General features: G+C 71.8%; 25 protein-coding genes. 11 read left to right on the top strand and 14 right to left on the bottom strand.

Annotation, left to right across the window (positions count from 1 at the left end; genetic code table 11):
• Positions 1–116: 116 nt before the first annotated feature.
• The 4 genes from B0I33_RS07445 to B0I33_RS07430 all read left to right on the top strand — a co-directional run bounded on the left by B0I33_RS07445 (position 117) and on the right by B0I33_RS07430 (position 5,562).
• Complete coding sequence (locus tag B0I33_RS07445) at positions 117–1,310, top strand: TetR/AcrR family transcriptional regulator (RefSeq protein ID WP_106177837.1); 1,194 nt, start codon at positions 117–119, stop codon at positions 1,308–1,310.
• A gap of 55 nt (positions 1,311–1,365) precedes the next feature.
• A complete protein-coding gene (gene hpnR / locus B0I33_RS07440) occupies positions 1,366–2,856 on the top strand; it encodes a hopanoid C-3 methylase HpnR (protein ID WP_106177836.1) in 1,491 nt (496 codons plus the stop codon).
• 128 nt (positions 2,857–2,984) lie between these two features.
• Positions 2,985–4,280 (top strand): acyl-CoA dehydrogenase family protein, encoded by a 1,296-nt coding sequence (locus B0I33_RS07435; RefSeq protein WP_106177835.1) that lies wholly within the window; start codon positions 2,985–2,987, stop codon positions 4,278–4,280.
• A 70-nt stretch (positions 4,281–4,350) separates the two neighbouring features.
• Positions 4,351–5,562 (top strand): acyl-CoA dehydrogenase family protein, encoded by a 1,212-nt coding sequence (locus B0I33_RS07430; RefSeq protein ID WP_106177834.1) that lies wholly within the window; start codon positions 4,351–4,353, stop codon positions 5,560–5,562.
• Between the two features lie 6 nt (positions 5,563–5,568).
• Here the strand turns inward: B0I33_RS07430 and B0I33_RS29875 are convergent, their stop codons facing one another.
• Positions 5,569–5,721, bottom strand: a complete 153-nt coding sequence (locus tag B0I33_RS29875) for a hypothetical protein (protein WP_181193209.1) — start codon at positions 5,719–5,721, stop codon at positions 5,569–5,571.
• 253 nt (positions 5,722–5,974) lie between these two features.
• Here B0I33_RS29875 and B0I33_RS07425 point away from each other — a divergent pair, with 253 nt between their 5' ends.
• Both B0I33_RS07425 and B0I33_RS07420 read left to right on the top strand, forming a co-directional pair.
• On the top strand, positions 5,975–6,793 hold the full coding sequence (locus B0I33_RS07425) for an alpha/beta fold hydrolase (RefSeq protein WP_106177833.1): 819 nt from the start codon (positions 5,975–5,977) through the stop codon (positions 6,791–6,793).
• Positions 6,790–7,443 carry a TetR/AcrR family transcriptional regulator gene (locus B0I33_RS07420; protein ID WP_106177832.1) on the top strand — a complete coding sequence of 218 codons (654 nt, stop codon included), beginning with the start codon at positions 6,790–6,792 and terminating at the stop codon, positions 7,441–7,443. Before B0I33_RS07425 ends, B0I33_RS07420 begins: the two co-directional genes overlap by 4 nt.
• Before the next feature lie 28 nt (positions 7,444–7,471).
• Here B0I33_RS07420 and B0I33_RS07415 read toward each other — a convergent pair whose 3' ends face one another.
• From B0I33_RS07415 to B0I33_RS07370, 11 genes are all read right to left on the bottom strand, one after another.
• On the bottom strand, positions 7,472–7,906 hold the full coding sequence (locus tag B0I33_RS07415) for a VOC family protein (protein ID WP_106177831.1): 435 nt from the start codon (positions 7,904–7,906) through the stop codon (positions 7,472–7,474).
• A 66-nt stretch (positions 7,907–7,972) separates the two neighbouring features.
• Positions 7,973–8,305, bottom strand: coding sequence for a dienelactone hydrolase family protein (locus tag B0I33_RS30175; RefSeq protein ID WP_219927153.1), 333 nt, complete (start codon positions 8,303–8,305; stop codon positions 7,973–7,975).
• On the bottom strand, positions 8,209–8,535 hold the full coding sequence (locus B0I33_RS30170) for a dienelactone hydrolase family protein (protein WP_219927152.1): 327 nt from the start codon (positions 8,533–8,535) through the stop codon (positions 8,209–8,211). Before B0I33_RS30170 ends, B0I33_RS30175 begins: the two co-directional genes overlap by 97 nt.
• Before the next feature lie 68 nt (positions 8,536–8,603).
• Entirely contained in the window at positions 8,604–9,527 is a 924-nt protein-coding gene (locus B0I33_RS07405; RefSeq protein WP_106177830.1) for an NADP-dependent oxidoreductase, read from the bottom strand.
• A 78-nt stretch (positions 9,528–9,605) separates the two neighbouring features.
• Positions 9,606–10,679 (bottom strand): alpha/beta fold hydrolase, encoded by a 1,074-nt coding sequence (locus B0I33_RS07400; protein ID WP_106177829.1) that lies wholly within the window; start codon positions 10,677–10,679, stop codon positions 9,606–9,608.
• A gap of 58 nt (positions 10,680–10,737) precedes the next feature.
• Positions 10,738–11,607 (bottom strand): SDR family oxidoreductase, encoded by an 870-nt coding sequence (locus tag B0I33_RS07395; RefSeq protein WP_106177828.1) that lies wholly within the window; start codon positions 11,605–11,607, stop codon positions 10,738–10,740.
• Between the two features lie 99 nt (positions 11,608–11,706).
• Positions 11,707–12,474, bottom strand: coding sequence for a type I methionyl aminopeptidase (map, locus tag B0I33_RS07390; RefSeq protein WP_106177827.1), 768 nt, complete (start codon positions 12,472–12,474; stop codon positions 11,707–11,709).
• Between the two features lie 121 nt (positions 12,475–12,595).
• The gene (locus B0I33_RS07385; protein ID WP_106177826.1) at positions 12,596–13,750 is read right to left on the bottom strand and encodes an acyl-CoA dehydrogenase family protein; all 1,155 of its coding nucleotides are present in this window, start codon (positions 13,748–13,750) and stop codon (positions 12,596–12,598) included.
• A complete protein-coding gene (locus B0I33_RS07380; protein ID WP_106177825.1) occupies positions 13,747–15,720 on the bottom strand; it encodes an acetyl/propionyl/methylcrotonyl-CoA carboxylase subunit alpha in 1,974 nt (657 codons plus the stop codon). Before B0I33_RS07380 ends, B0I33_RS07385 begins: the two co-directional genes overlap by 4 nt.
• A gap of 9 nt (positions 15,721–15,729) precedes the next feature.
• Positions 15,730–17,343 (bottom strand): carboxyl transferase domain-containing protein, encoded by a 1,614-nt coding sequence (locus B0I33_RS07375; protein ID WP_106177824.1) that lies wholly within the window; start codon positions 17,341–17,343, stop codon positions 15,730–15,732.
• A 110-nt stretch (positions 17,344–17,453) separates the two neighbouring features.
• The gene (locus tag B0I33_RS07370) at positions 17,454–18,257 is read right to left on the bottom strand and encodes an SGNH/GDSL hydrolase family protein (protein WP_106177823.1); all 804 of its coding nucleotides are present in this window, start codon (positions 18,255–18,257) and stop codon (positions 17,454–17,456) included.
• 147 nt (positions 18,258–18,404) lie between these two features.
• Here B0I33_RS07370 and B0I33_RS07365 point away from each other — a divergent pair, with 147 nt between their 5' ends.
• Positions 18,405–18,995, top strand: coding sequence for an SACE_7040 family transcriptional regulator (locus tag B0I33_RS07365; protein WP_106177822.1), 591 nt, complete (start codon positions 18,405–18,407; stop codon positions 18,993–18,995).
• A 55-nt stretch (positions 18,996–19,050) separates the two neighbouring features.
• Entirely contained in the window at positions 19,051–19,557 is a 507-nt protein-coding gene (locus tag B0I33_RS07360) for a hypothetical protein (RefSeq protein WP_106177821.1), read from the top strand.
• A gap of 28 nt (positions 19,558–19,585) precedes the next feature.
• On the opposite strand, the gene B0I33_RS07355 is transcribed toward B0I33_RS07360, so the two are convergent.
• Positions 19,586–19,975 carry a glyoxalase superfamily protein gene (locus tag B0I33_RS07355; RefSeq protein ID WP_106177820.1) on the bottom strand — a complete coding sequence of 130 codons (390 nt, stop codon included), beginning with the start codon at positions 19,973–19,975 and terminating at the stop codon, positions 19,586–19,588.
• Positions 19,976–20,037: 62 nt separating this feature from the next.
• Here B0I33_RS07355 and B0I33_RS07350 point away from each other — a divergent pair, with 62 nt between their 5' ends.
• The 3 genes from B0I33_RS07350 to B0I33_RS07340 are packed head-to-tail and all read left to right on the top strand — an operon-like array spanning position 20,038 to position 22,405.
• Positions 20,038–20,394, top strand: coding sequence for a PadR family transcriptional regulator (locus B0I33_RS07350; protein ID WP_106177819.1), 357 nt, complete (start codon positions 20,038–20,040; stop codon positions 20,392–20,394).
• Entirely contained in the window at positions 20,391–20,837 is a 447-nt protein-coding gene (locus B0I33_RS07345; RefSeq protein ID WP_106177818.1) for a VOC family protein, read from the top strand. Before B0I33_RS07350 ends, B0I33_RS07345 begins: the two co-directional genes overlap by 4 nt.
• Positions 20,837–22,405: a PucR family transcriptional regulator gene (locus tag B0I33_RS07340; RefSeq protein WP_106177817.1), complete on the top strand. Its 1,569-nt coding sequence runs from the start codon at positions 20,837–20,839 to the stop codon at positions 22,403–22,405. Before B0I33_RS07345 ends, B0I33_RS07340 begins: the two co-directional genes overlap by 1 nt.
• 33 nt (positions 22,406–22,438) lie before the next feature.
• Here the strand turns inward: B0I33_RS07340 and B0I33_RS30360 are convergent, their stop codons facing one another.
• Complete coding sequence (locus B0I33_RS30360) at positions 22,439–22,588, bottom strand: hypothetical protein (protein ID WP_245900559.1); 150 nt, start codon at positions 22,586–22,588, stop codon at positions 22,439–22,441.
• Positions 22,589–22,714 lie beyond the last annotated feature (126 nt).

Here is a 22,714-nt window from a genome sequence, read left to right as displayed (position 1 = left end):
TCCTTCCTGGCGATGCGGCGGCTGTGCGGTGCTAATCGCCACTAACATAATCCTGCTCCTGCCCTTGCTGTCAACGGGTTGTTCCCTGCATGACACGAGCTATTGTGTTCTCACCTATGGACGAGCAGCCCTCTCGGAACAAACGGCCGCGCGACCGGCGCAACCAGCTCGCCGGTGTCGCGGCCGAACTGTTCAGCGCGCGCGGTTACCACGGCGTCGGCATCAACGACATCGCCGCGGCGGCCGGAGTCACCGGCCCCGCGCTCTACCGCCACTTCGCGGACAAGCGCGCGATCCTCGCGCACGTGCTGCTGGCGGGCATCGAGGAGATGGAGGAGGCGACGGCGGGAGCGCTCGCGGCCGACGACCCGACGCCCGAGCAGGTACGTGAGCTGCTGGCCAGGCTGGCCACCAGGTCGGTCGAGCGGCGCGAGGTCGCCGCGCTGTGGCGCTGGGAGGGCAGGCACCTCGACCCGGAGACGCAGCGCACGATCCGGCACCGGTCGTCCGCGATGCTCGCGATGTGGGCGAAGGTGCTGCTGCGTCTGCGGCCCGAGCTGGACGCCGACGACGCGGAGCTGCTGTGCTGGGCCGGGCTGTCGGTGTTCGGCAGCGTCTCGGTGCACCACACGAGCGTGGCCAAGCGCCGGTTCTGCCGGCTGCTCGTGGACATCGCACTGCGGGTGATGCACACCACACTCCCGGAGCCGGACGCCGAACCCGCACCGGAGCCACCCCCGCTCTCCCTCGGCAAGCGATCCCGGCGCGAGGAGGTGCTGACGGCCGCGACCGAGCTGTTCCGCAAGCGCGGCTTCCACGCCGTGAGCATGGAGGACATCGGCAAGGCCGCGGGCATCGCGGGGCCGAGTGTGTACCGGCACTTCCCCAGCAAGGCGAGCCTGCTCGGGGCCATCGGCAGGCGCGCGGCCGACCGGCTCGCGCTCGGCGCGGAGTACGCGCTGCGCACGAGCGCCCCACCGGACGAGCGCACGGCGCTGCGCAGGCTCGTGGAGTCCTACGTGCGCACCCTCACCGGCACCCCCGAGCTGCTGGTGTCGTTCTCCGCCGACCGCGTGCACGTCGGCGAGCGCGACCGCGCCGAACTGCTTCGCATCCAGCGGGACTACGTCGCCCCGTGGGTTCAGTTGCTCGGCGCCGTCCACCCCGGGCTCGACCGCCGCGAATGCAAGATCACCGTGCATGCGGCGCTGACGATCGCCAACGACCTGTCCCGCACCCGCCGGGTCAACTCCCGGCCCGGCCTCGACGCGGAGCTGGTGGCGCTGATGACGGCCGTGCTCGACGTGTGAGCTCACACACGCCGGGGTATGTGCCCGCGGAACCCCGGCGGGAGGAGGCCGAGACATGCGGGTGTTGCTGGTACACCCCAGCGCGTTGCTGTACTCCGAGCTGTTCCTGCGACTGGAGCCGCTCGGGCTGGAACGAGTCGCCGCGGCGGTGCGCGCCGACGGCCACGACGTGCGGATCGTGGACCTGCAGACGCACGACCACGCCGAGCTGGCCCGCGAGTTCACCGGTTTCGAACCCGACGCGGTCGGCTTCGGGCTGAACTACCTCGCGAACGTGCCCGAGGTGATCGAGCTGGCGAAGCGGTTCAAGCGGCGCTCGCCCCGGCTGTTCGTGTTCGCGGGCGGCCACTCGGTGTCGTTCATCGCCAAGCACCTCCTCGCGCAGGCCGGCGGGGCCATCGACGCGATCGTGCGCGGCGAGGGCGAGACCGGCGCCCCCGCACTGCTCGCCGCGGCCGCGGACGGCGCACCGCACGAGGCACCCGGTGCCGTGACACCCGACCGCTCGGGACCCGCCCCGGCGCTGCTGGACTCCATCGACCGGCCGCCGCCCGCCCGCGACCTGCTGACCCGGCGCGACAGGTACTTCATCGGCGTGCTCGACCCGGCGGCCTCGGTCGAGTTCACCCGCGGCTGCCCGTGGGACTGCTCGTTCTGCTCGGCCTGGACCTTCTACGGCCGCAGCTACCGCAAGATGTCGCCGGAGGCGGCCGCCGACGAGCTGGCGAGCATCCGGGAGCCCGGCGTGTTCATCGTGGACGACGTCGCGTTCATCCGGCCCGAGCACGGCGACGCGATCGCGGCCGAGCTGGAGCGGCGCGACGTGCGCAAGCAGTACTACCTGGAGACCCGCGCCGACGTGCTGCTGCGCCACCCGGAGGTGTTCCAGCGCTGGCGGCGGCTCGGCCTGAACTACATGTTCCTCGGCATGGAGGCGCTCGACGCCGAGGGGCTGGAGCTGTTCCGCAAGCGGATCAGCCCGGACGAGAACGTGCGGGCGCTCGAGGTCGCCAGGAAGATGGGGCTGGCGGTGGCGATCAACCTGATCGTCGACCCGCAGTGGGACGCCGAGCGGTTCCGGCTCGTGCGCGAGTGGGCGATGAGCGTGCCCGAGATCGTGCACCTCTCGGTGATGACGCCCTACCCCGGCACGGAGATCTGGCACACCGAGTCCCGCAAGCTGAGCACGCGGGACTACCGGCTGTTCGACATCCAGCACGCGGTGCTGCCGACGAAACTGCCACTGGACGAGTTCTACCGCGAGCTCGTGCACACCCAGTCGGTGCTCAACCGCAAGCACCTCGGCGTGGCGGCACTGGCGAAGACGGCGAAGATCGTGGCCGGGCACCTGCTCCGGGGCCAGACGAACTTCGCGCGGATGTTGTGGAAGTTCTCCAGCGTCTACGACCCGGAACGGCTGCACGCGGAGCACTGGCGGCCCGTCGACTACGAGCTGCCCGTGCCAGACCAGCGGACCGTGGCCCCGAAGGAACGGCGCGAGCTGTACATCCACCCGAGGGGATTCACCCACAGCAGAGACCGCTGAGCGGCACGCGACCCACGCGAGGGTGCCCCTACTGGCGCGGGAACCCGCCCACGCGCTAACCTACTCGCGAGTAGGTACGTGAGGGGAGACCCGTGTCCCGACAGACAACGCAGCGGAAGCGCGACGCGATGGGCTTCGGCCTGGCCGCGCTGACCAAGCTCGCCGGAACGAAGACGCTCGACCGGGTCGGGCTGCGCAAGCCCGTGGAGAACCTGGTCTCCGCGGCCACCCGCAACGGGTTCAGGGCGGCGGGGGCGGCGAACCGGACGTTCAAGGCCGCCCAGCGCCTCGGCAGGCCTGCGCGGCTCGAACCCGCGCCGGACACGGGGCTGTTCGACCTCACCCCCGGCGAAGAGCAGGAGATGATCGCCGAGACCGTGCGGGAGTTCGCGGCCGAACAGCTGCGGCCCGCGGCGGCGGAGGCGGACGCCAAGCTGGCGCCGCCGGACGGCCTGCTCGGCAGGGCCGCGGAGCTGGGTGTGACGCTCGTCGGCATCCCCGAGGAGCTCGGCGGGGTCGGCACGGAGCGGTCCGTCGTCACGAACGTGCTGGTGGCCGAGGCCCTGGCACACGGTGACCTGGGGCTCGCGGTGGCGGTGCTCGCGCCGTCCGCCGTGAGCACGGCGCTCGTGCAGTGGGGTGACGAGGAACAGCAGGCGACCTACCTGCCCGCGTTCGTCGGCGAGAACGTGCCCGCCGCCGCGCTCGCGCTGCAGGAGCGCGCGGCGCTGTACGACCCGTTCCGGCCCACGACGCGGGCGCGGCGCACCCCGAAGGGTTACCGGCTCGACGGCGTGAAGTCGCTCGTGCCGCGCGCGGCCGACGCGGAACTGTTCGTCGTGTCGGCCGATCTGGAGGGCCGGGGACCCGCGCTGTTCCTCGTGGAGTCCTCGACGGAAGGCGTGTCCGTGGAGGCCGAACCCGCGATGGGCCTGCGCGGCGCGGCGACCGGCAAGCTGCACCTGGAGAACGTCGCGCTGCCCGCCTCGGCGCTGCTCGGCGGCGGCAGCACCGAGGTGTTCACCGAGCTGGTGCGGCTGTCCCGGCTCGGCTGGGCCGCGATGGCGTGCGGCACCGGCAAGGCCGTGCTCGACTACGTCATCCCGTACGCCAACGAGCGGCAGGCGTTCGGCGAACCGATCAGCCACCGGCAGGCCGTGGCCTTCCAGATCGCCGACATCGGCATCGAGCTGGAGGGCATGCGGCTGGTCACGCTGCGCGCGGCGGCCAGGGCCGAGCAGGGCAAGCCGTTCGCGCGCGAGGTCGCGCTGGCCCGCAAGCTCGCCACCGACAAGGGCATGCAGATCGGCAGCGCGGGAGTGCAGCTGCTCGGCGGGCACGGCTACACCAAGGAGCACCCGGTCGAGCGCTGGTACCGCGACCTGCGAGCCATCGGCGTCATGGAAGGCGTCCTCCTCCCCTGACCCCTCGTGAGTGAGAAACGTGGTGAGAACGACGTTTCTCACTCACGACTCCCCTTCGTGAAGGACCATCATGATCAATCTGGAACCTCCCAAGAAGGCCGCGGCACTCGTCAACCAGGCACAGCAGGCCGCCGCCGAGGTGTTCCGGCCCATCTCCCGCAAGTACGACCGCGCCGAGCACGCGTACCCGTCCGAACTGGACATGTTCGCGGCCCTGCTCGACGGGCTCAACACGTCCGGCGAGGGCGGCGCGGGCGCCGCCGGGGTGCGGCGGGGCGAGGACGACGGCAGGTCGAACGGCAACCGCAACGGCGGCAACCTGAGCACGGTGCTCGGCACGATCGAGATGTGCTGGGGCGATGTGGCGCTGTTGCTGTCCATGCCGCGGCAGGGCCTCGGCAACGCGGCCATCGCGTCCGTCGCCAACGACGAGCAGCTGAAGAAGTTCGCCGGGGTGTGGGCCGCGATGGCGATCACGGAACCCGGCTGCGGTTCCGACTCGGCCGCCATCACCGCGACCGCGGAGCTCGACGGCGACCACTACGTGCTCAACGGCGAGAAGATCTTCGTGACCGCGGGCCAGCGCGCGGACGCCGTGGTCGTGTGGGCCAGCCTCGACCGGAGCAAGGGCCGCGCGGCGATCAAGTCGTTCGTGGTCGAGAAGGGCACGCCGGGCTTCGAGGTGGTGCGGCTGGAACACAAGCTCGGCATCCGGGCCTCGGACACGGCGGTGCTGCGGTTCGAGAACTGCCGCGTGCCGAAGGAGAACCTGCTCGGCACCCCGGAGATCGACACCAAGAAGGGTTTCGCCGGGGTCATGCAGACCTTCGACAACACCCGCCCGCTGGTGGCCGCGATGGCCGTCGGCGTCGCGCGGGCGGCGTTGGAGGAGACCAGGCGCATCCTGGAAGAGGCCGGAGTCACGATCGACTACGACCGGCCGGCGAACACGCAGCACGCGGCGGCGGCCGCGTTCCTCCAGCTGGAGGCCGACTACGAGGCGGCGTACCTGCTGACGCTCGAATCGGCGTGGATGGCGGACAACCGCAAGCCCAACTCGCTGCAGGCGTCGATGGCGAAGGCGAAGGCGGGCCGCTCGGTCGTGGACATCACGCTCCGCTGCGTCGAACTGGCCGGCACCCTCGGCTACACCGAGGAGCTGCTGCTGGAGAAGTGGAGCCGCGACTCGAAGATCCTGGACATCTTCGAGGGCACGCAACAAATCCAGCAGCTCATCGTCGCCCGCAGGTTGCTGGGCAAGACCAGCGCCGAGCTGAAGTGACGGCTGTCAGAGGCCCCTGATATTCAGCAGCGGGTACGTGACGACATAGAGCACGAACAGCAGCACGAAGAGTCCCGCCGCGACCAGGACGACGAGGAGCAGCAGGCCGAACAGGGCGCCCGCCCACATCGCGGCTTTCCCTCGCTCCGCGTCCCGCATAGCACCAGCATCGTGGATCCGGACCCGGCGCACCGGCGCACCGGCGCCATCGACATCGTGCCGTGATGGTCGCGGCCGACGGTGCCTCGAGCCGCACCGAATGTGGCATCGGGTGCGTTCAACGCAACCAATGCCACATTGGGGAGCCGCGGAGCCTCGCCGCACAGCGTGTTCGACCGGCACATCCACACGCCCACCCTTCTGACGTGTTGACCAGATTTGCTAAATTGGTCAGAACGTACAGGAGGTGGGCATGGACGGTGGCACCCTGGACCGCGCGGGCTCGCGGCTGCGCTACTGGCTGGACGGGCCCACCGGGGCACCGCTCGTCGTGTTCAGCCACGGCGCCGCGATGGACCACCGGATGTTCGACCCGCAGGTCCCGGCTCTCACGGCGGCCGGCTACCGCACGCTCACCTGGGACATCCGCGGCCACGGCGAGTCGAAACCGATCGGCGACCTGCCCCTCTCGACCCGCGACCTCACCGCGGACCTGCTCGCGATCCTCGACGAGCTGGGCGAGCACGGCCCGCTCTGCGTCGGCGGGCAGTCGCTCGGCGGCTACCTCGCCCAGGAACTCGTGTTCCGCCACCCCGAGCGCGTCGCCGCCGTCGTGATCATCGGCTCGACGTGCGTCACCATGCCGATCTCCCGCCGGGAGCGGTGGGCGCTGGCGGCCTCGCCGCTGGCGTTCCGGTTGTGGCCGGCAGGCGCGCTGCGCCGCACCATCGCCACCCACACCGCGGTGACACCCGCCGCGCGGGAGTACGCGCTCGACGCCGCGAGCCGGCTCTCGAAAGCCGAATTCGTCACCGTCTGGCGCGCGGTCGCCGGTGCCCTCCATCCGGAACCCGGTTACCGCATCGAGCAGCCGCTTCTGCTGTGTCACGGCGACCAGGACCGGGCGGGCAACGTCGCCAGGGTCGCACCCCGGTGGGCGGCCAGGGATCCCCGCTGCCGGTATGAGGTGGTACCCCGCGCCGGGCACAACGCCAACCAGGACAATCCCGGCTGGTTCAACGAGACCCTCCTCGACTTCCTGCGCACGCACTACCCGGTGGACGGCCGATGAGCGACCGCGCGGACCGCATCCTGGACGCCACGGCGGACCTCTTCGTCCGGTTCGGTGCGGGCAAGACCACGGTCGACGACATCGCGCGGGCGGCAGGTGTGTCGAAGGGATCCGTCTATCTCGAGTTCGCCGGGAAACGAGAACTCGCCGAAGCCTTGGTGGAACGGGAGTTCCGTGCCTACCTCACCGCCGTCAACACCACAGTGGACAGTGACCCGGAAGGTGGCCGGCTGTCGCGGGTCTACCGGCACGCACTCGACGAGTTGCTCGCCCGCCCGCTCATGCGCGCGCTGTACACCCGCGACGCCGACGTACTCGGCACCATGCTGCTCCGGCACGGGCCCGCCCGGTACGCGCCGCGGGTACTGCTGGGACGCAGATTCGTCGAGCGCCTCCAGCGCGCCGGGCTCGTGCGCGCCGACCTGGATCCGGACACGCTGAGCGAGGCGATGGCCGTGCTCTCGGCGGGACTCATCCTCGCGCCACCCGTGCTGGGCCGCGACCAGGGCGCGTCCCCCGAAGCGATCGAGCTGCTGACGACGATGCTCACCGATCTCGCCGAGCCACCCGACGGCTCCGGCGACATCACGGCTGGCAAGCGGGCCTTCGCCGACCTGTGCCGGGAACTCGGCGAGCAACTGTCCGGCTAGGACGTTTCCTCGGACCGTCGGCGGCTTCTCAGTCGAGGCAGAACTCGTTGCCCTCGATGTCCTGCATCACGATGCACGACTCGTCGTGGTCATCGGCAACCAGCAGTCGCACGCGTACCGCCCCGAGCGCGACCAGGCGTGCGCACTCGGCCTCGAGCGCGGCGAGGCGCTCTTCACCCACGAGCCCGGTCCCAGCCCGCACGTCCAGATGCAGCCGGTTCTTGACGACCTTGCCTTCGGGAACGCGCTGGAAGAACAGCCGCGGTCCCACACCCGACGGATCGACGCAGGCGAACGCCGAACCCTGCCGCTCGGGCGGCAACGAGCGATCGACATCGTCCCAGGTGGCGAACCCCTCCGGTGGCGGCGGCACGACGTACCCCAGCACCTCGCACCAGAAACGGGCGAGCCGCCCGGGTTCGGCGCAGTCGAACGTGACCTGGACCTGCTTGACCGACGACATCGGCTCACCATAGTGGCGCGCGCGGTGCGCCGGGAATCCAATTTCGTCGCCGCGCGCGGGCCGAGGCTAGCGGGCAGCGAGGAACCGCAGCACACGCCGCTCGACCGCGCTCGCGGCGGGCTCGTCGTGGTCCGGCGAGCCGGGATCGGTGAACAGGTGCCCGTTGCCCGGGTACAGGAACAGCTCCGCGTTCCCCACCGTGGCGGCGACGTTGCGGGCCACGTCGACGTCACCGAGTTCGTCGTTCTCCATGACGTGCAGCCGCAGCGGCACCTCGGGTGGCCAGGCGTCACCGAACTCGGTCACCGGGACACAACCGTGCAGCAGCACGGCGCCCCGCGCGCCCACCCGGGTCTGCGCCAGTTGCTGCGCGGGCAGCACGCCGAGCGACAGTCCCATGTAGACCAGCTCGCCCGGCAGGTCGTCGGCCGCCAGCGGCCGCGGTCCAGGACGGTGTCGAGGCCGAGCCGCTCGGCGAAGTCGACTCCCTCGGCCAGTTCGGCGAACACCTGCCCGTCGAAGAGGTCCGGCGTGTGCACCACGTGCCCCTCCGCGCGAAGCCGGTCCGCGAATGCGCGGACGCCCGGGGTCAGCCCCAGGGCGTGGTGGAAAAGCAGGACCTCGGCCACCCCCGCAGCCTACTGTCATGGGTGGCTCGTTGCTGACGGAAAATGCCGGTACGAGCCACTCATGACAGTCACGCCACGGAGAGGACCAGCTTGCCGCGCGTGCGGCCGTCCTGACTGAGCCGCCAGGCCTCTGCCGCCTCGGCGAGCGGCAGCACCTTGTCCACGTGCACGGTCAGCTTGCCCTCGTCGGCCAGTCGCGCCAGGTCGGTCAGGTCCGCCACGCTCGGGCGCACCCACACGTACTGGCCGCCGGACTCGGCCACCTCCGGGTCGGTGATCGACGCGATGCGCGCGGGATCCCGGACGACCTGCCGCGACACCTCCACCGCGTCACCGCCGACGAAGTCGAGCGCGGCGTCCACCCCGCCGGGTGCGATATCACGCACGCGCTCCACCAGTCCCTCGCCGTACGGCACGGGCTCCGCGCCCAGTTCCCGCAGGAAGTCGTGGTTGCGCTCGCTCGCGGTACCGATCACCCGCGCACCCGAGGCCACGGCCAGCTGGGTGCCGAGCGATCCGACCCCGCCGGCCGCCGCGTGGATCAGCACGACGTCCCCGTCGCGGGCGCCCACCCGCCGCAAGGACTGGTACGCGGTCAGCCCGGCCAGCGGCAGCCCGGCCGCCTGCGCCCAGTCCAGCGCGGCCGGCTTGCGCGCGAGCAGCCGCACGTTGGCCGCCACCAGCTCCGCGTACGCGCCCAGCTCGACCTGGTCCTTGCGGACGTAGCCGATCACCTCGTCGCCCACCGCGAACTCGTCCACGTCCAGGCCCACGGCCTCGACCACCCCGGAGATGTCCCAGCCGGGGATGAGCGGGAACCGGACCTCCATCAGCCCGTCCAGGTAACCCGCGCCGATCTTCCAGTCGACCGGGTTGATGCCCGCGGCCTTGACCCGGACCAGCACCTCACCCGGCGCCACCTTCGGGTCCGGGTGCTCCCCCAGCGTCAGCTCGTCCGGTCCGCCGTACCGCTCCATCATGATCGCCCTCATGCCCCGCACAACGGCACCGCGAGGCGCGCACATTCCCGCCGCGCTACGAGTGCTGCGGCACGGTCCACGCGTTCGAGGTCACGCTCCGGCGGTGCGGCTGAACTGCGCGTCCAGGAACTCGTCGAGGTAGCGCCATGTCGTCCCACGCGCCCGCCTGCCGGTGAGCACGCCGAGATGCCCGCCCGGCGCGGACTCGAACCGCACCTCCGGCGCGTTCTCCAGCAGGTCGACCAGGCGCTCGACGGCCCGGCGCGGGGCGATCGTGTCGTTCTCACCCGCGACCACGAGCGTCGGCACCTTGACCCCGGACAGGGAGATGACCCTGCCGCCGAGGTCGACGCTGCCCTCGGCGAGGTCGTTGGCCCGGAAGAACCGGTGGTAGAGCTGCCCGAACGTCCGGCCGGGGTAGGCGAGCATGTTGGCCATGAAGTGGTCCACCGCCTCGATCTGCGCGAGGAAGTCGCGGTCGTCGAGGTTCTTCAGGATGGCCAGCGGCTTCGTGATCTCCTTGTTCAGCCCGGTGGCCCGGAAGACGGGGCCGACGAGGTAGGACGGTGCACCGCCCAGCGCCCGGTAGACCGGCGTGAGCAGGTGCCCGCCCGTGAGGTCGATCAGCGGCCGGAACGGCGCCACCAGCGGGATCGCGGTGAAGTCGAACGGCGACGCGATCGTGGTGACCGACTCGACGGGAAGGTCCGGCTGGTCGGCCGTGGTGAGCAGCGAGAAGATGCCGCCGAGGCACCACGCGACGACGTGCACCCGCTGGCCACCCGCGTCGGCGCTGACCTTGCGGATCGCCCTCGGCAGCACCTCGTCGATCCAGTGCTCGACGCCCAGCCTGCGGTCGGAGAACGCCACGTTGCCGTAGTCGACGAGGTACGTGCGCCTGCCGCCGTCCACCAGGTGCTCGGCGAGGCTGCACCCGCGCCGCAGGTCGAAGCACAGCGCGGGCGCGGCCAGCGGCGGCACGAGCAGCACCGGGGGCCCGGCCGGGGCCGGACCGCCGCTGCCGGTCATCCGGTACACCGACCGGTTCGGACCCTGGTCGATGAGCACCCGCGGCACGGGCCGCAGGTCGGCGACGCCGCCACGCAGCACCTTCGCGACCACGTTGGACGCGGCGGCCGCGAGCCTCGCCGGTGGTGACGTCATCGGTTGCCTCCCTGAGCTGGAACCTCAGGGAGGATCCTCTCCCGCGGCCGGGTACGGCTCAACCGGTCTGTGACCGGTTCGCCCCCGGAGCGCTCTCGGCGGCTCGCGCCTCGTACTCGGCGCGGGCGGGCGAGTGGGCGGCGGAGGCGAGCAGCTGGTCGCCGCCGAGCGCCCGCATCACCCACTCGGACGCCTTGCGCGGGAACAGCCGCGTGATGCGGTTGGTGGCATCGAGCGACTTCGGCACGTACACGTCGAAGCGCGGGTGTTCGAGCGCGTGCACGATGGCGGCCGCGACGTCCTCCGGCCGCACCGACTTGATCATCCTGGCCTCACCGAGGCCGCTCGCCAGCTCCGTCCGCACGACGGCGGGCATCACGCACGAGACGTCGACGCCGCTGCCTCGCAGTTCCAGGTGCACGGACTCGGACAGCCCGACGACGCCGTGCTTGGTGGCGCAGTAGGTGGCCGCGCCGGGGAACCCGGCCTTGCCCGCCATCGACGCGACGTTGACGATGTGCCCGCTGCCGCGCGGGCGCATGCGGCGCATGGCTTCGCGCGTGCCGTGGATGACGGCGTGCAGGTTGATCTCCAGCTGCCGCCGGGTCGACGAGTCGTCCTCCTCGTCGAGCGGGGACAGCGGCATGATCCCCGCGTTGTTGATCAGGACGTCGACCGGCCCCAGCCTCCGCTCCACCTCGTCCAGGAACGCGCTGAACGCGTCGGTGTCGGTGACGTCGAGCCGCAGGGCCAGGGTGTCCCCGCCCAGCTCACCCGCCGTCTTCTCGGCACGGACGAGGTCGAGGTCCCCGATGGCCACGCGGGCCCCGTGCCGGACCAGCGTCTCCGCCGTCGCGGCGCCGATCCCCTGCGCGCCTCCCGTGATCACGACGACCTTGCCTCGCAACGACCGCGGCTGCCTGCCCATGCCGGGGCTCCTCTCGTCGACGATGACGATCCGTATTGGCAATACGCCAACTAAGCCTATGGTGCCCCGGATCGGCGCGAGACGCCAGACCCCGCGATGTCACTCGGTCGTGAGGATCCTCGGCCCGTCGGCGGTGATCGCGACGGTGTGCTCGGCGTGCGCGGCCCGGCTGCCGTCGACGGTGTGCAACGTCCAGCCGTCGGCCGCCACGCGGTAGGAGTCGCCGCCACCCGCGATGAGCATGGGTTCGATGGCGATCACCATCCCGGGTCGCAGCCGCAGCCCCCGGCCCGGCCGCCCCTCGTTGGGCACGCTCGGCGCCTCGTGCATGGCCCGGCCGATCCCGTGGCCGCCGTGGTCGGCGAGCATGCCGTATCCCGCGGCGCGGCCGACGCCGCCGATGGCGTGCCCGATGTCGCCGAGCCGGTTGCCCGGCCTGGCCGCCTCGATGCCGGCGGCCAGCGCCCGCTCGGTGGTGGCGATGAGGTCGAGATCACCCGGGTCGGCGGTCCCCACGACGAAGCTCGTCGCCGCGTCCCCGTGCCAGCCGTCGACCTCGGCACCGAAGTCGATGCTGAGCAGGTCACCGTCGCGCAGCCGGTAGTTCGTGGGGACGCCGTGCACCACCGCGTCGTTCACGCTGGTGCACAGGACCGCGGGGAACGGGCTCGGCGCGAACCCCGGGTGATAGTGCAGGAAGGGCGAGCCCGCCCCCGCGTCGGCGAGTACGCTCGCCGCGATCTCGTCGAGCTCACGCAGCGACGTGCCCACCGCCGCGCCCTCGCGCACGGCCCGCAGCGCCGTGGCGACCACCTTGCCCGCCACCCGCATGGCGTCGATCTCGCCGGGACTCTTGAGTTCGATCACGAAGCACCTACCTGATACCGGATAACTATACCGGTATTCTTATCACAGGTGCCACGAGCAGTGAAGGCCACCTTCACTGCGTTCAACGCACTGAAGGTGGCCTTCACTGCCAACGGGTGAGCTAGGGCAAGCCCAGCTCGCGGGCGATCAGCATCCGCTGCACCTCGCTGGTGCCCTCGCCGATCTCCAGGATCTTCGCGTCACGGTAGAAGCGGCCCACCGGGAACTCGTTCATGAAGCCGTAGCCGCCGAAGATCTGGGTGGCCTCGCGCGCGTTGTCCATCGCGGCGTTGGACGACACCAGCTTCGCGATGGCCGCCTCCTTCTTGAACGGCTCGCCGCGCAGCATCTTCGCCGCCGCCTGGTAGTACGCCAGCCGCGCCGTGTGCGCACGGCTCTCCATGTCCGCGATCTTGAACTGGATCGCCTGGTAGGTGCCGATCTTCTGGCCGAACGCCTCGCGCTCACCCACGTAGCGCACGCACTCGTCGACGCAGCCCTGCGCGAGTCCCACGCTGAGCGCCGCGATGGCGATCCGCCCCTCGTCCAGGATGGACAGGAACTGCGCGTAGCCGCGGCCCCGCTCGCCCAGCAGGTTGGCCTCGGGCACCCGGCAGTCGTCGAACGCCAGCTCGTGCGTGTCCGAGGCGTTCCAGCCGACCTTCGAGTACTTCGGCGCCACCGTGAACCCCGGCGTGCCGGACGGCACGATGATCGTGGAGATCTCCTTGCGCCCGTCGGGCTGCTGCCCGGTCACCGCCGTGACCGTGACGAGCCGGGTGATGTCGGTGCCCGAGTTGGTGATGAACGCCTTGCTGCCGTTGATCACCCACTGTCCCCCGTCGAGCCGCGCCGTGGTCCGCGTGGCTCCCGCGTCGGAGCCGCCGCCGGGCTCGGTGAGCCCGAACGCGCCGAGCGCCTCCCCTGTGCAGAGCGCGGGCAGCCACTCCCGCTTCTGCTCCTCGCTGCCGAACCGGTGGATCGGCATCGCGCCCAGCGACACCCCCGCCTCCAGCGTGATCGCCACCGAGGAGTCGACCCGCGCCAGCTCCTCCAGCGCGAGGCAGAGCGCGAAGTAGTCGCCGCCCATGCCGCCGTGCTCCTCGGGGAAGGGCAGGCCGAACAGGCCCATCCGGCCCATCGTCGCGACCAGGTCGTACGGGAACTCCTCCCGCTCGTAGTACTCGCCGATGACGGGCGCGACCTCGGACTGCGCGAAGTCCCGCACGGTCTTGCGCAGTGCCTCGTACTCGTCGCCGAGTCTGAAGTCGATCATGAGTTGTGCTCCTCCGGGGTGACCAGGGCCAGTGGCTCGTCCAGCGCGACCTGTTGGCCTGCCTGGACGTGCAGTTCGGTGACGACGCCGTCGACCGGCGCGGTGATGGTGTGCTCCATCTTCATGGCCTCGACGACCAGCAGCGGGGTGCCTGCCGAGACGACGTCACCGCGGGCCGCCTTGACCACCAGCACCGTGCCGGGCATCGGGCTGGTGACCGGGCCCGCCTCCGCGCTCTCGGCGTGGGTGGCGAGCAGGTTGGGCCGCTCGCCGATGGCGACGGCGCGGCCTTCCCGCGCCAGCCACAGCGTGCCGTCGGGCGCCTCGGCGCGCCGGTAGCGCAGCACCTGATCTCCACTGCGCACGGCCAGTTCCGCGCCGGTGCGCTCGGCCGAGGCCGCGACCGGCTCGGCACCGTCCACGCTCACCAGCGCGTCGGCCGGGAGCCCCTCGATCCGCACGAGCGACTCCGCCTCGCCCGCGCGCAGGCGGAACGCGACGTTGCCGCGCGCGCCGAGGCGCCAGCCGCCGGGCACGTCCCACGGGTCGACGACGGGCCCGGCGGGCTGCAGTGACAGCAGCCGGTCGAGCGCGGCGGCGACGAAGAACTCCGCGGGCACCTCCCCGGAGACCAGGTCGCCGACCTTGCGCTCGACGAGCCCGGTGTCGAGCCGGCCCGCGCGCACGTCGGGGTCGCGGACGAGCGCGCGCAGGAACGGCACGTTGGTGTGCACGCCGAGCACGGCGGTCCCGGCGAGCGCGCGATCGAGCCGGTGCAGCGCCGAGGCACGGTCGGGACCCCATGCGATGACCTTCGCCAGCATCGGGTCGTAGTGGGAGCCGACCACGGTGCCGCGCCGGATGCCGGAGTCGACCCGCACCCCGGCGCCCGCCGGCTCGGCGAGGTCCAGCACCGTGCCGCCGGTGGGCACGAAGCCGCGGGCCGGGTCCTCCGAGTAGACGCGCGCCTCCGCCGCGTGTCCGTCGAGCCGCACGTCCTCCTGCGCCACCGCGAGCGGTTCGCCCGCGGCGACCCGGAGCTGCCACTCGACGAGGTCGATTCCGGTCACCAGTTCCGTGACCGGGTGCTCGACCTGCAGCCGCGTGTTCATCTCCAGGAAGAAGAACTCGTCCGGCCGGTGTGCCGACACGATGAACTCGACCGTGCCCGCGCCCACGTAGCCGACCGACCGCGCGGCCTCGGCCGCCGAGGCGCCCATACGAGCCCGCGTCTCCTCGTCGAGCAACGCCGACGGTGCCTCCTCGATGATCTTCTGGTGCCTGCGCTGCAGGCTGCACTCGCGCTCGCCGAGGTGGATGACGTTGCCGTGCGTGTCGGCGAGCACCTGGATCTCGATGTGCCGGGGACCGGTGACGAAGCGCTCCACGAGCAGCCGGTCGTCGCCGAACGCGCCCCGCGCCTCGCGCTGAGCCGACTCCACCGCGGCGGCCAGCTCACCGGGCTCGTGCACCAGTCGCATGCCCTTGCCGCCACCGCCCGCGGACGGCTTGAGCAGCACCGGGTAGCCGACCTCCTCGGCGGCCCGCGCGAAGTCGTCCACATCGGACTTTCCGGGCACGACCGGAACCCCGGCCGCGGAGACCGTCGCCTTGGCGCGGATCTTGTCGCCCATCGCCTCGATGGCCGCGACGGGCGGGCCGATGAACACCAGCCCCGCCTCGGCGCAGGCGCGGGCGAACTCGGCGTTCTCCGCGAGGAAACCGTAGCCGGGGTGCACGGCCTGCGCGCCGGTGTCCACAGCGGCGCGCACGATGTCCGGAATGGACAGGTAGCTGCGGGCGGCCTCGGCCGGTCCGATGCGGACCGCCGTGTCCGCCTCCCGCACGTGCCGGGCCCGCGCGTCGGCGTCGCTGTAGACGGCGACCGAGCGGATGCCCATGCGGCGCAGCGTGCCGATGACCCGGACCGCGATCTCACCCCGGTTGGCGACCAGAACGGTGTCGAACATGCGCAAGCCTCACATCCGGAAGACGCCGTAACCGACGGGCTCGAGCGGCGCGTTGGCCGCCGCCGACAGCGCGAGCCCCACGACCGTGCGGGTGTCGGCCGGGTCGATCACGCCGTCGTCCCACAGCCGGGCCGTGGAGTAGTACGGGCTGCCCTGCCGCTCGTACTGCTCCCGGATCGGCTCCTTGAACCTCTCCTCGTCCTCGGCGGGCCACTCCTCGCCCCTGGCCTCGAAGGCGTCCCGGCGCACGGTCGCCAGCACGGAGGCCGCCTGCTCGCCACCCATCACGGAGATGCGGGCGTTGGGCCACATCCAGAGGAACCGGGGCGAGTAGGCCCGCCCGCACATCGAGTAGTTGCCCGCGCCGAACGACCCGCCGATGATCACGGTCAGCTTCGGCACCCGCGCGCAGGCCACGGCGGTCACCATCTTCGCGCCGTGCTTGGCGATGCCGCCCGCCTCGTAGTCCTTCCCGACCATGAAGCCGGTGATGTTCTGCAGGAACAGCAGCGGGATGGAGCGCCGGTCGCACAGCTCGATGAAGTGGGCGCCCTTCATCGCCGACTCGGCGAACAGCACGCCGTTGTTGGCGACGATGCCCACCGGATGGCCGTGGATCCGCGCGAAGCCGGTGACCAGCGTGGTCCCGTACTCCTTCTTGAACTCGCCGAACCGGCTGCCGTCGACGATCCGCGCGATGACCTCGCGCACGTCGTAGGGGGTGCGCGGGTCGGTGGGCACGACGCCGTGAAGCTCGCGCGGGTCGAGGGCGGGCTCCTCGGTGGGCACGACCTCCCACGGCCTCGGCTCGCGCGGGCCCAGCGTGGAGACGATGGACCGAACGCGGCGCAGCGCGTCGGCGTCGTCGGCGGCGAGGTGGTCGGTGACCCCGGACGAGCGCGCGTGCACGTCGCCGCCGCCGAGCTCCTCGGCGGTGACGACCTCGCCCGTGGCCGCCTTCACCAGCGGCGGGCCACCGAGGAAGATCGTGCCCTGGTTGCGCACGATCACGGCCTCGTCGCTCATCGCGGGCACGTACGCGCCGCCCGCGGTGCACGAACCGAGCACCGCCGCGATCTGCGCGATGCCGCGCGCCGACATCGTGGCCTGGTTGTAGAAGATGCGCCCGAAGTGCTCCCGGTCGGGGAAGACCTCGTCCTGCCGGGGCAGGAACGCGCCGCCGGAGTCGACGAGGTACACGCACGGGAGGTTGTTGTGCAGGGCGACCTCCTGCGCGCGGAGGTGCTTCTTGACGGTCATCGGGTAGTAGGTGCCGCCCTTGACCGTGGCGTCGTTGGCGACGATCACGCACTCCCGGCCGGAGATCCGGCCGATGCCGGTGATGATGCCCGCCGAGGGCGCCTCGTCGTCGTAGAGGCCGGTCGCGGCCAGCGGCGAGAGCTCGAGGAACGGCGAGCCCGGGTCCAGCAGCGCGTCCACGCGGTCGCGCGGCAGCAGCTTGCCGCGTTCCACATGGCGGGCACGCGCCTTCTCTGGGCCGCCGAGCCTGGCGGCGGCCAACCGCTTGCGCAGATCCTCCACCAGTTCGGCGTGCGCGCTCACGTTCCGGGCGTACGCCTCGCTGTGCGTGTCGACCGAACTGGTCAGCACCGGTGCGTCCATGGCCTCCCTCGTTCTCCGCGCGGGCACACAGCCAGGTTAGCAGCCGTTAACACCTGGCGAGATGTTAGCGGTGGCTAACCTGGCTGTCCAGTGGCGGTGAGGGCGGCCGCTCAGCCGGTGACGGCCTTCAGCGCGGGCAGGTAGCCGAGCGACTGCCCCTTGACATTGGGATGGTAGGAGTTCTCGACCGGCCAGGTGAGGCTGTGCAGCCACCAGTCGCTCGAACAGATCTCGTGACCGGTGAACGCCCCCCGGACGTCCACGAACGTGAAGCCCGCCGCGGCGGCCCGTTGCGCGGTGACCTGCGCGAGCGTGTCGGCGCCGGAGTTGATGGCCGCGCGCTTGGTCTCGCTCAGCCCGGCCCGGCAGGAACCGCCGAGCTGGTAGAAGCGCGGGTACCCGAGCACGACGATCTCGGCGTTGGGCGCCTCGGCCCGCATCGTCGCGTACACGTTGTCCAGCCGGGCGGGCAGCGAGTTCCGCGCGAAGGCCTTCGCCTCCTCGACCCGGTTCACGCAGTACTGGTCGCCGCCGAGGGTGCAGTCGGTCATCACGTCGGCGAAGCCGGCGTCGTTGCCACCGACCGACACGGTGGCGAAGGTCGTGCTCGCGTCCATCACCGCCGCCTGCTGGACGACGTCGGCGGTGCGCGCTCCGGAGCACGCGACGAACCGGAACGAGGAGACTCCGTGGGAGTCCGCCCACAGCTTCGGGTAGGCGTTGGCGCTGCGGCGGCAGCCGCTGGAGTCGAGGTACTCCCCGGCGCCGACCCCCGAGGAGTAGGAGTCGCCGAGGGCGACGTAGTTGACGGCGGCGCTGGTGACGGTCGTGGCGGCGGCCGAGGCGGCACCGACCAGCGGCACCAGCGAGACGGCCAGGATCGTGGCGAGGAAGCGGAGTACCGGTCGTGTCATGGCCGTCCCCTTTGTTGGCTGTTGACCTGAAATGTCTGTACCAGGCCAGCAGTCGACGTAAAAAGGGTGTGAAGCGGACATGACCCGACCGGACCAGGTCGAACGTCTTGTTAGCGCTCGCTAACCTCCGGCCTCTAGAATGGCGGCGTGTCGTCGACCCCCACCACCCCACTCGTCAGCGGAGAGAAGGCGGGCAGGCGCGAGCAGATCCTGACCGCCGCGGCGGAGCTGTTCGCCCAGCACGGCTTCCACGGGGTCGGCATCGACGACATCGGCGCCGCGGTGGGCATCTCCGGCCCCGCGCTCTACCGGCACTTCCGCAGCAAGGACGCGATGCTCGGCGAGATGCTCACGTCGATCAGCCGCTACCTGCTCGACGGCGGCGAGGCGCACGCCGAGCGCGACGGCGACGCCGACGAGGTGCTGGCCGCGCTCGTGCGGTTCCACGTCGACTTCGCGCTCACGCACCCCGCGCTGATCACCGTGCAGGAGCGCAGCCTCGCCAACCTCGCCGACACCGACCGCAGGCAGGTACGGGCGCTGCAGCGGCGCTACGTCGAGGTGTGGGTGCGGGTGATCCGGGCCGCCGTGCCCGGACTCGACCAGGCACACGCCCGCTCGGCCGCGCACGCCGTGTTCGGCCTGATCAACTCCACCCCGCACAGCAGGCACCTGCCCGACGACCAGCAGGCCGCGCTGCTGGAACGGCTCGCGCTCGGGGCGCTCCACGCCGCTTGAGTGATCTCGCCCTCACCCTGCCGGGCGGCAGCACTTCCGGCCTCCCTGGTGTTGGATGGGCACCGTGCAGGCAGACCGCAGCGAGGACGAGCACGGCGGGCTCGTCGGAAAGGCGCAACGAGCGCTGATCGCCATGCGTCTCGGCGACGACGCCGAGGCGCTCGACGTGCTGGCGCCCACGACCCCGGAGCAGCGCCTGACCGAGACGCGGGAGCTGATGCTGCTGCTGTTCGCCGAATGCAGCGCCATGGTCGCCACGCTGGGGGACGGCGGTTCCGCACCGGTGAAGGTCCAGGTGTTCGACTCCGAGGGCGAGGAGGTCTCGATCGACCAGGCCGACCCGCCGGTGCGGACGGCGGTGCGCACGCTGCTGGCCGAGGTGCACGGCAACACGGAGGCCGCGGAGGAGCAGGTGGAGATCGCACTGGCCAGCGCGGCCCCGGAGGAGGTGGACAGCCTCGTGCTGCAGGCACTGCGCTGGACGGTGCGGCTGTCGGTGGAGTGCGTCGAGCGGGGCCTGCCCGTCGCCGGCTGGATCAGGGAGGCGGTCGCCGACTCGTGAGTGAAAGACGTTGTGAGAACAACGTTGCTCACTCACGAGCCTGCTGCAGGGCGAAGCGGTTGCCCTCGGAGTCCACGAAGGTCGCCCACCAGCCCCAGGGCTGCCTGGTCGGCGGATCCGGGAAGTCGACACCCTTCGCCGCCAGTTCCGCATGGGTCCGCTCGATGTCGTCGGCGCGGAAGAAGACGTTGGACGTGGGCAGGTCGTCCCGCCCGGACGGCCGGGGCCCGGCGTCCTCCGCCTCGCTCAGCACGAGGGCCTGCCCGTCCGGCGAGGTCACCTCCACCCAGCGGGCACCCTGGTCGCCGTACGGCGCGTCGGTCGTCACCGTGAAGCCCACCACCTCCGTCCAGAACCGCTTCGCGCGCTCCTGGTCACGCACGCCCACGATCACCTTGTGCACCCCGCGAATCGCCATCGTGGCTCCGATCTCGATATATCCGTAATGGATAGAACGAGGGTGGAGCGTATGCTCATCGCATGGCCAAGGTCAACTCACCGCCGCTGACCCCGGCCGGCTTCCAGGTGCTGCTGGCGATCGCGCGCGGCCACGCCCACGGCTACGGGATCATGGGATTCGTCGACGAGGTCACCGGCGGGTCCGTGCAACTCGGGCCCGGCACGCTGTACCGGACGCTCGCCCGGCTCAGCGCGGACGGGCTGGTGGAGGAGGCTCCACACCGGACGGAGGACGAGCCGCACGACGCACGCCGCCGCTACTACCGCCTCACCGACCTTGGTCTGCGGGTCGCGCGGCGCGAGGCCGCACTGCTGCAGCGGCTCGCGGCTGAGTCCGCCGAGGCGGGGCTGCTCGGCGAGCGGGCGAGAACCGCATGAACCGGCCCAGCCGCGCACTCGGCCTCGTGCCCCACGTGTTCGTGCACGACGTCGAGCGGGCGCTGGCCTTCTACCGCACGGCGTTCGGCGCCACCGAGCTGTTCCGCAACGTCCTGCCCGACGGCAGGGTGCTGTTCGTCGAGGTCGCCATCGGAGACGCCAGGCTGCTGGTCAGCCAGGAGATCACCCAGCTGGGCGCGCTGGCGCCGCCCACCCTCGGCGGCACACCCACCCTGCTCACGCTCGAGGTGGCCGATCCCGACGATCTGTTCCGCCGCGCCGTGTTCGCGGGTGCCGAGGTCGAGGCACCGATCCAGGAGATGTTCTTCGGCGAGCGGTACGGCCGGGTGGTGGATCCCCTCGGCCACCGCTGGGCGCTGACCACGAAGCGCGAGCAGTACACGCCCGAGGACATCGACGACCGAACACCACCCGAGGTCTGATGGTCTCCGTGCGCACAGTCGTGGACCGCGTGGGGCCGACCCTGCTGCACGCGGTACACGTTCCCGACGACTGCCCCGCCGTCGCCGACGTCGTGATCGCCGAGCCGGGATCGCCCGGCCACGTCGCGGCGGGCGACCTCGTGCTCGCGGTCGCCGTCGCCGACGCCGGGGAGGCCACCGAACTGGTCCGCGGCAGCGCGGGAAACGGCGCCGCCGCGGTGCTGCTCAAACCTCCGCTCGCGAGCAAACCCGGCATCCGCCGCGCGGCGCGAACGGCGGGCATCGGGCTCATCGAGGTGCACTCCGCGACCTCCTGGGCGCAGCTGGTGTGGCTGCTGCGCACGGTGCTCGACGCGATCGCCGACGAGCACGACACCCTGGAGAACGGAGACGACCCCGCCGCGAGCGACCTGTTCCGGCTGGCCGACGCGGTGGCCTCGGTGGTCGACGCGCCGGTGACCATCGAGGACACCAACTCGCGGGTGCTCGCCTACTCCGCCCGCCAGGACCTGACCGACCCGGCCCGCGTCGCGACGATCATGGGCAGGCGCATCCCGGACGACGTGCTCGCCCGGTTCCGTTCGCGCGGGGTGTTCCGCGAGCTGTCCCGGGGCAGGCAGACGATCTTCGTGCCCGCGCAGCGGGACGGCACCCTGCCCCGGCTGATCGTGCCGATCCGGATGGGCGGCGAGCTGCTCGGCTCGATGTGGGCGGTGGTGTCCGGGCCCGTCCCCGACGAGCGGGCCGCGGCGTTCGCCGACACCGCACCCGTGGTGGCGCTGCACCTGCTGCGCCGCCGCGCGCACGCCGATGTCCAGCGCCGCGCGTCCGCCGAGCTGTTGCGGGCGCTGCTGCGGGGCGAGGTCGGCCCGCGCAAGGCCGCGGCCGAGCTGGACCTCACCGACGAGCCGCACCGGGTGGTCGTCGTGGAGACGCCGGGCGGCGAGACGCTCGACGGTGAGGGCCTGCGGCTGGCCCTGCTCGAACGGATCTCGCAGGGCATCGGGCGGCGGCCGGTCGCCGCGGAGGCGAGCGGCCTGCTGTACGCCATCGTGCCCGGCGAGGACGGTCCCGGTGGCTGGCCGGAGCTGCGGGCCGCGCTCGACGAGGTGCCGTCCGGCCGCGAGACCGGCGCGTTGCGCGCCGCGGCGGGCAGCGCGCGGCCACTCGGTGAGCTCGCCAGCTCCCGGGCCGAGGCCGAGGAGGCGCTCGGGCTGCTGCGGTCGGGCGTGCTGCCGGGGCGCGTCGTGTGCTTCGACGAGGTGTGGACGGCGCTGGCCCTGCACCGCGCGGCGACGGCGGCGGGCACCGCCCGCGTCACCGAGCTCGGGCCGCTGGGCGAGCTGCGCGCGCACGACGCCGCGCACGCCACCGGCTACGTCGACACGCTCTACGAGTGGCTGCGGCATCCCGGCGACCCGAGGGCCGCGGCGCGGGCGTTGCGCATCCACCCCAACACCCTGCGGTACCGCATGCGGAAGCTGCTCGACCTGGTCCCGCTCGACCTCGACGACCCGGACGTCCGCCTGGCCCTGCTCACCCAGCTCATCGCCCTCCACTGGTCCTGACCCAACGAGCCCCCAAGGTGGCCTTGGAGGACCTCAGCCGAGCAGCCTGGCCACCTCGCCGAGCAGCTCGACCTGCCGGAACCAGTCCCCGCCGAACGGCATCGCCACCACCTGGCCCGCACCGGCCTCGGCCCACTCCGCGTACCGGCCGGCCACCCGCTCCGGCGGGCCGGTCACCACCACGGCGCGCGGATCGCCCGTTCCGTAGTCGGCGAGACCCCGCACCTGCGCGTCGAGAGGAGGCGGGCACCTCCCCCATCCCGGTGCTCACGCCCACCGTCAGGCCCGGCGCCGGCCTGCCGTACGAGT

It is taken from the genome of Prauserella shujinwangii (assembly GCF_003001955.1).
GTDB lineage: Bacteria > Actinomycetota > Actinomycetes > Mycobacteriales > Pseudonocardiaceae > Qaidamihabitans > Qaidamihabitans shujinwangii.
The sequence above is the reverse complement of the archived record's forward strand: the minus strand, read 5'-3'. Positions and strand labels throughout refer to the sequence as shown.

Coding starts and splice junctions, on each gene's coding strand:
- B0I33_RS07405 (WP_106177830.1), bottom strand. CDS start 9,527: ATGAGGGCGATCATGATGGAGCGGTACGGCGGACCGGACGAGCTGACG.
- B0I33_RS07350 (WP_106177819.1), top strand. CDS start 20,038: ATGGCCAAGGTCAACTCACCGCCGCTGACCCCGGCCGGCTTCCAGGTG.
- B0I33_RS07370 (WP_106177823.1), bottom strand. CDS start 18,257: ATGACACGACCGGTACTCCGCTTCCTCGCCACGATCCTGGCCGTCTCG.
- B0I33_RS07400 (WP_106177829.1), bottom strand. CDS start 10,679: ATGACGTCACCACCGGCGAGGCTCGCGGCCGCCGCGTCCAACGTGGTC.
- B0I33_RS07430 (WP_106177834.1), top strand. CDS start 4,351: ATGATCAATCTGGAACCTCCCAAGAAGGCCGCGGCACTCGTCAACCAG.
- B0I33_RS07420 (WP_106177832.1), top strand. CDS start 6,790: ATGAGCGACCGCGCGGACCGCATCCTGGACGCCACGGCGGACCTCTTC.
- B0I33_RS07395 (WP_106177828.1), bottom strand. CDS start 11,607: ATGGGCAGGCAGCCGCGGTCGTTGCGAGGCAAGGTCGTCGTGATCACG.
- B0I33_RS07345 (WP_106177818.1), top strand. CDS start 20,391: ATGAACCGGCCCAGCCGCGCACTCGGCCTCGTGCCCCACGTGTTCGTG.
- B0I33_RS07435 (WP_106177835.1), top strand. CDS start 2,985: ATGGGCTTCGGCCTGGCCGCGCTGACCAAGCTCGCCGGAACGAAGACG.
- B0I33_RS07445 (WP_106177837.1), top strand. CDS start 117: ATGGACGAGCAGCCCTCTCGGAACAAACGGCCGCGCGACCGGCGCAAC.
- B0I33_RS07380 (WP_106177825.1), bottom strand. CDS start 15,720: ATGTTCGACACCGTTCTGGTCGCCAACCGGGGTGAGATCGCGGTCCGG.
- B0I33_RS07425 (WP_106177833.1), top strand. CDS start 5,975: ATGGACGGTGGCACCCTGGACCGCGCGGGCTCGCGGCTGCGCTACTGG.
- B0I33_RS07375 (WP_106177824.1), bottom strand. CDS start 17,343: ATGGACGCACCGGTGCTGACCAGTTCGGTCGACACGCACAGCGAGGCG.
- hpnR (WP_106177836.1), top strand. CDS start 1,366: ATGCGGGTGTTGCTGGTACACCCCAGCGCGTTGCTGTACTCCGAGCTG.
- B0I33_RS07360 (WP_106177821.1), top strand. CDS start 19,051: ATGGGCACCGTGCAGGCAGACCGCAGCGAGGACGAGCACGGCGGGCTC.
- B0I33_RS29875 (WP_181193209.1), bottom strand. CDS start 5,721: ATGCGGGACGCGGAGCGAGGGAAAGCCGCGATGTGGGCGGGCGCCCTG.
- B0I33_RS07415 (WP_106177831.1), bottom strand. CDS start 7,906: ATGTCGTCGGTCAAGCAGGTCCAGGTCACGTTCGACTGCGCCGAACCC.
- B0I33_RS30175 (WP_219927153.1), bottom strand. CDS start 8,305: ATGGGACTGTCGCTCGGCGTGCTGCCCGCGCAGCAACTGGCGCAGACC.
- B0I33_RS07340 (WP_106177817.1), top strand. CDS start 20,837: ATGGTCTCCGTGCGCACAGTCGTGGACCGCGTGGGGCCGACCCTGCTG.
- B0I33_RS07385 (WP_106177826.1), bottom strand. CDS start 13,750: ATGATCGACTTCAGACTCGGCGACGAGTACGAGGCACTGCGCAAGACC.
- B0I33_RS07355 (WP_106177820.1), bottom strand. CDS start 19,975: ATGGCGATTCGCGGGGTGCACAAGGTGATCGTGGGCGTGCGTGACCAG.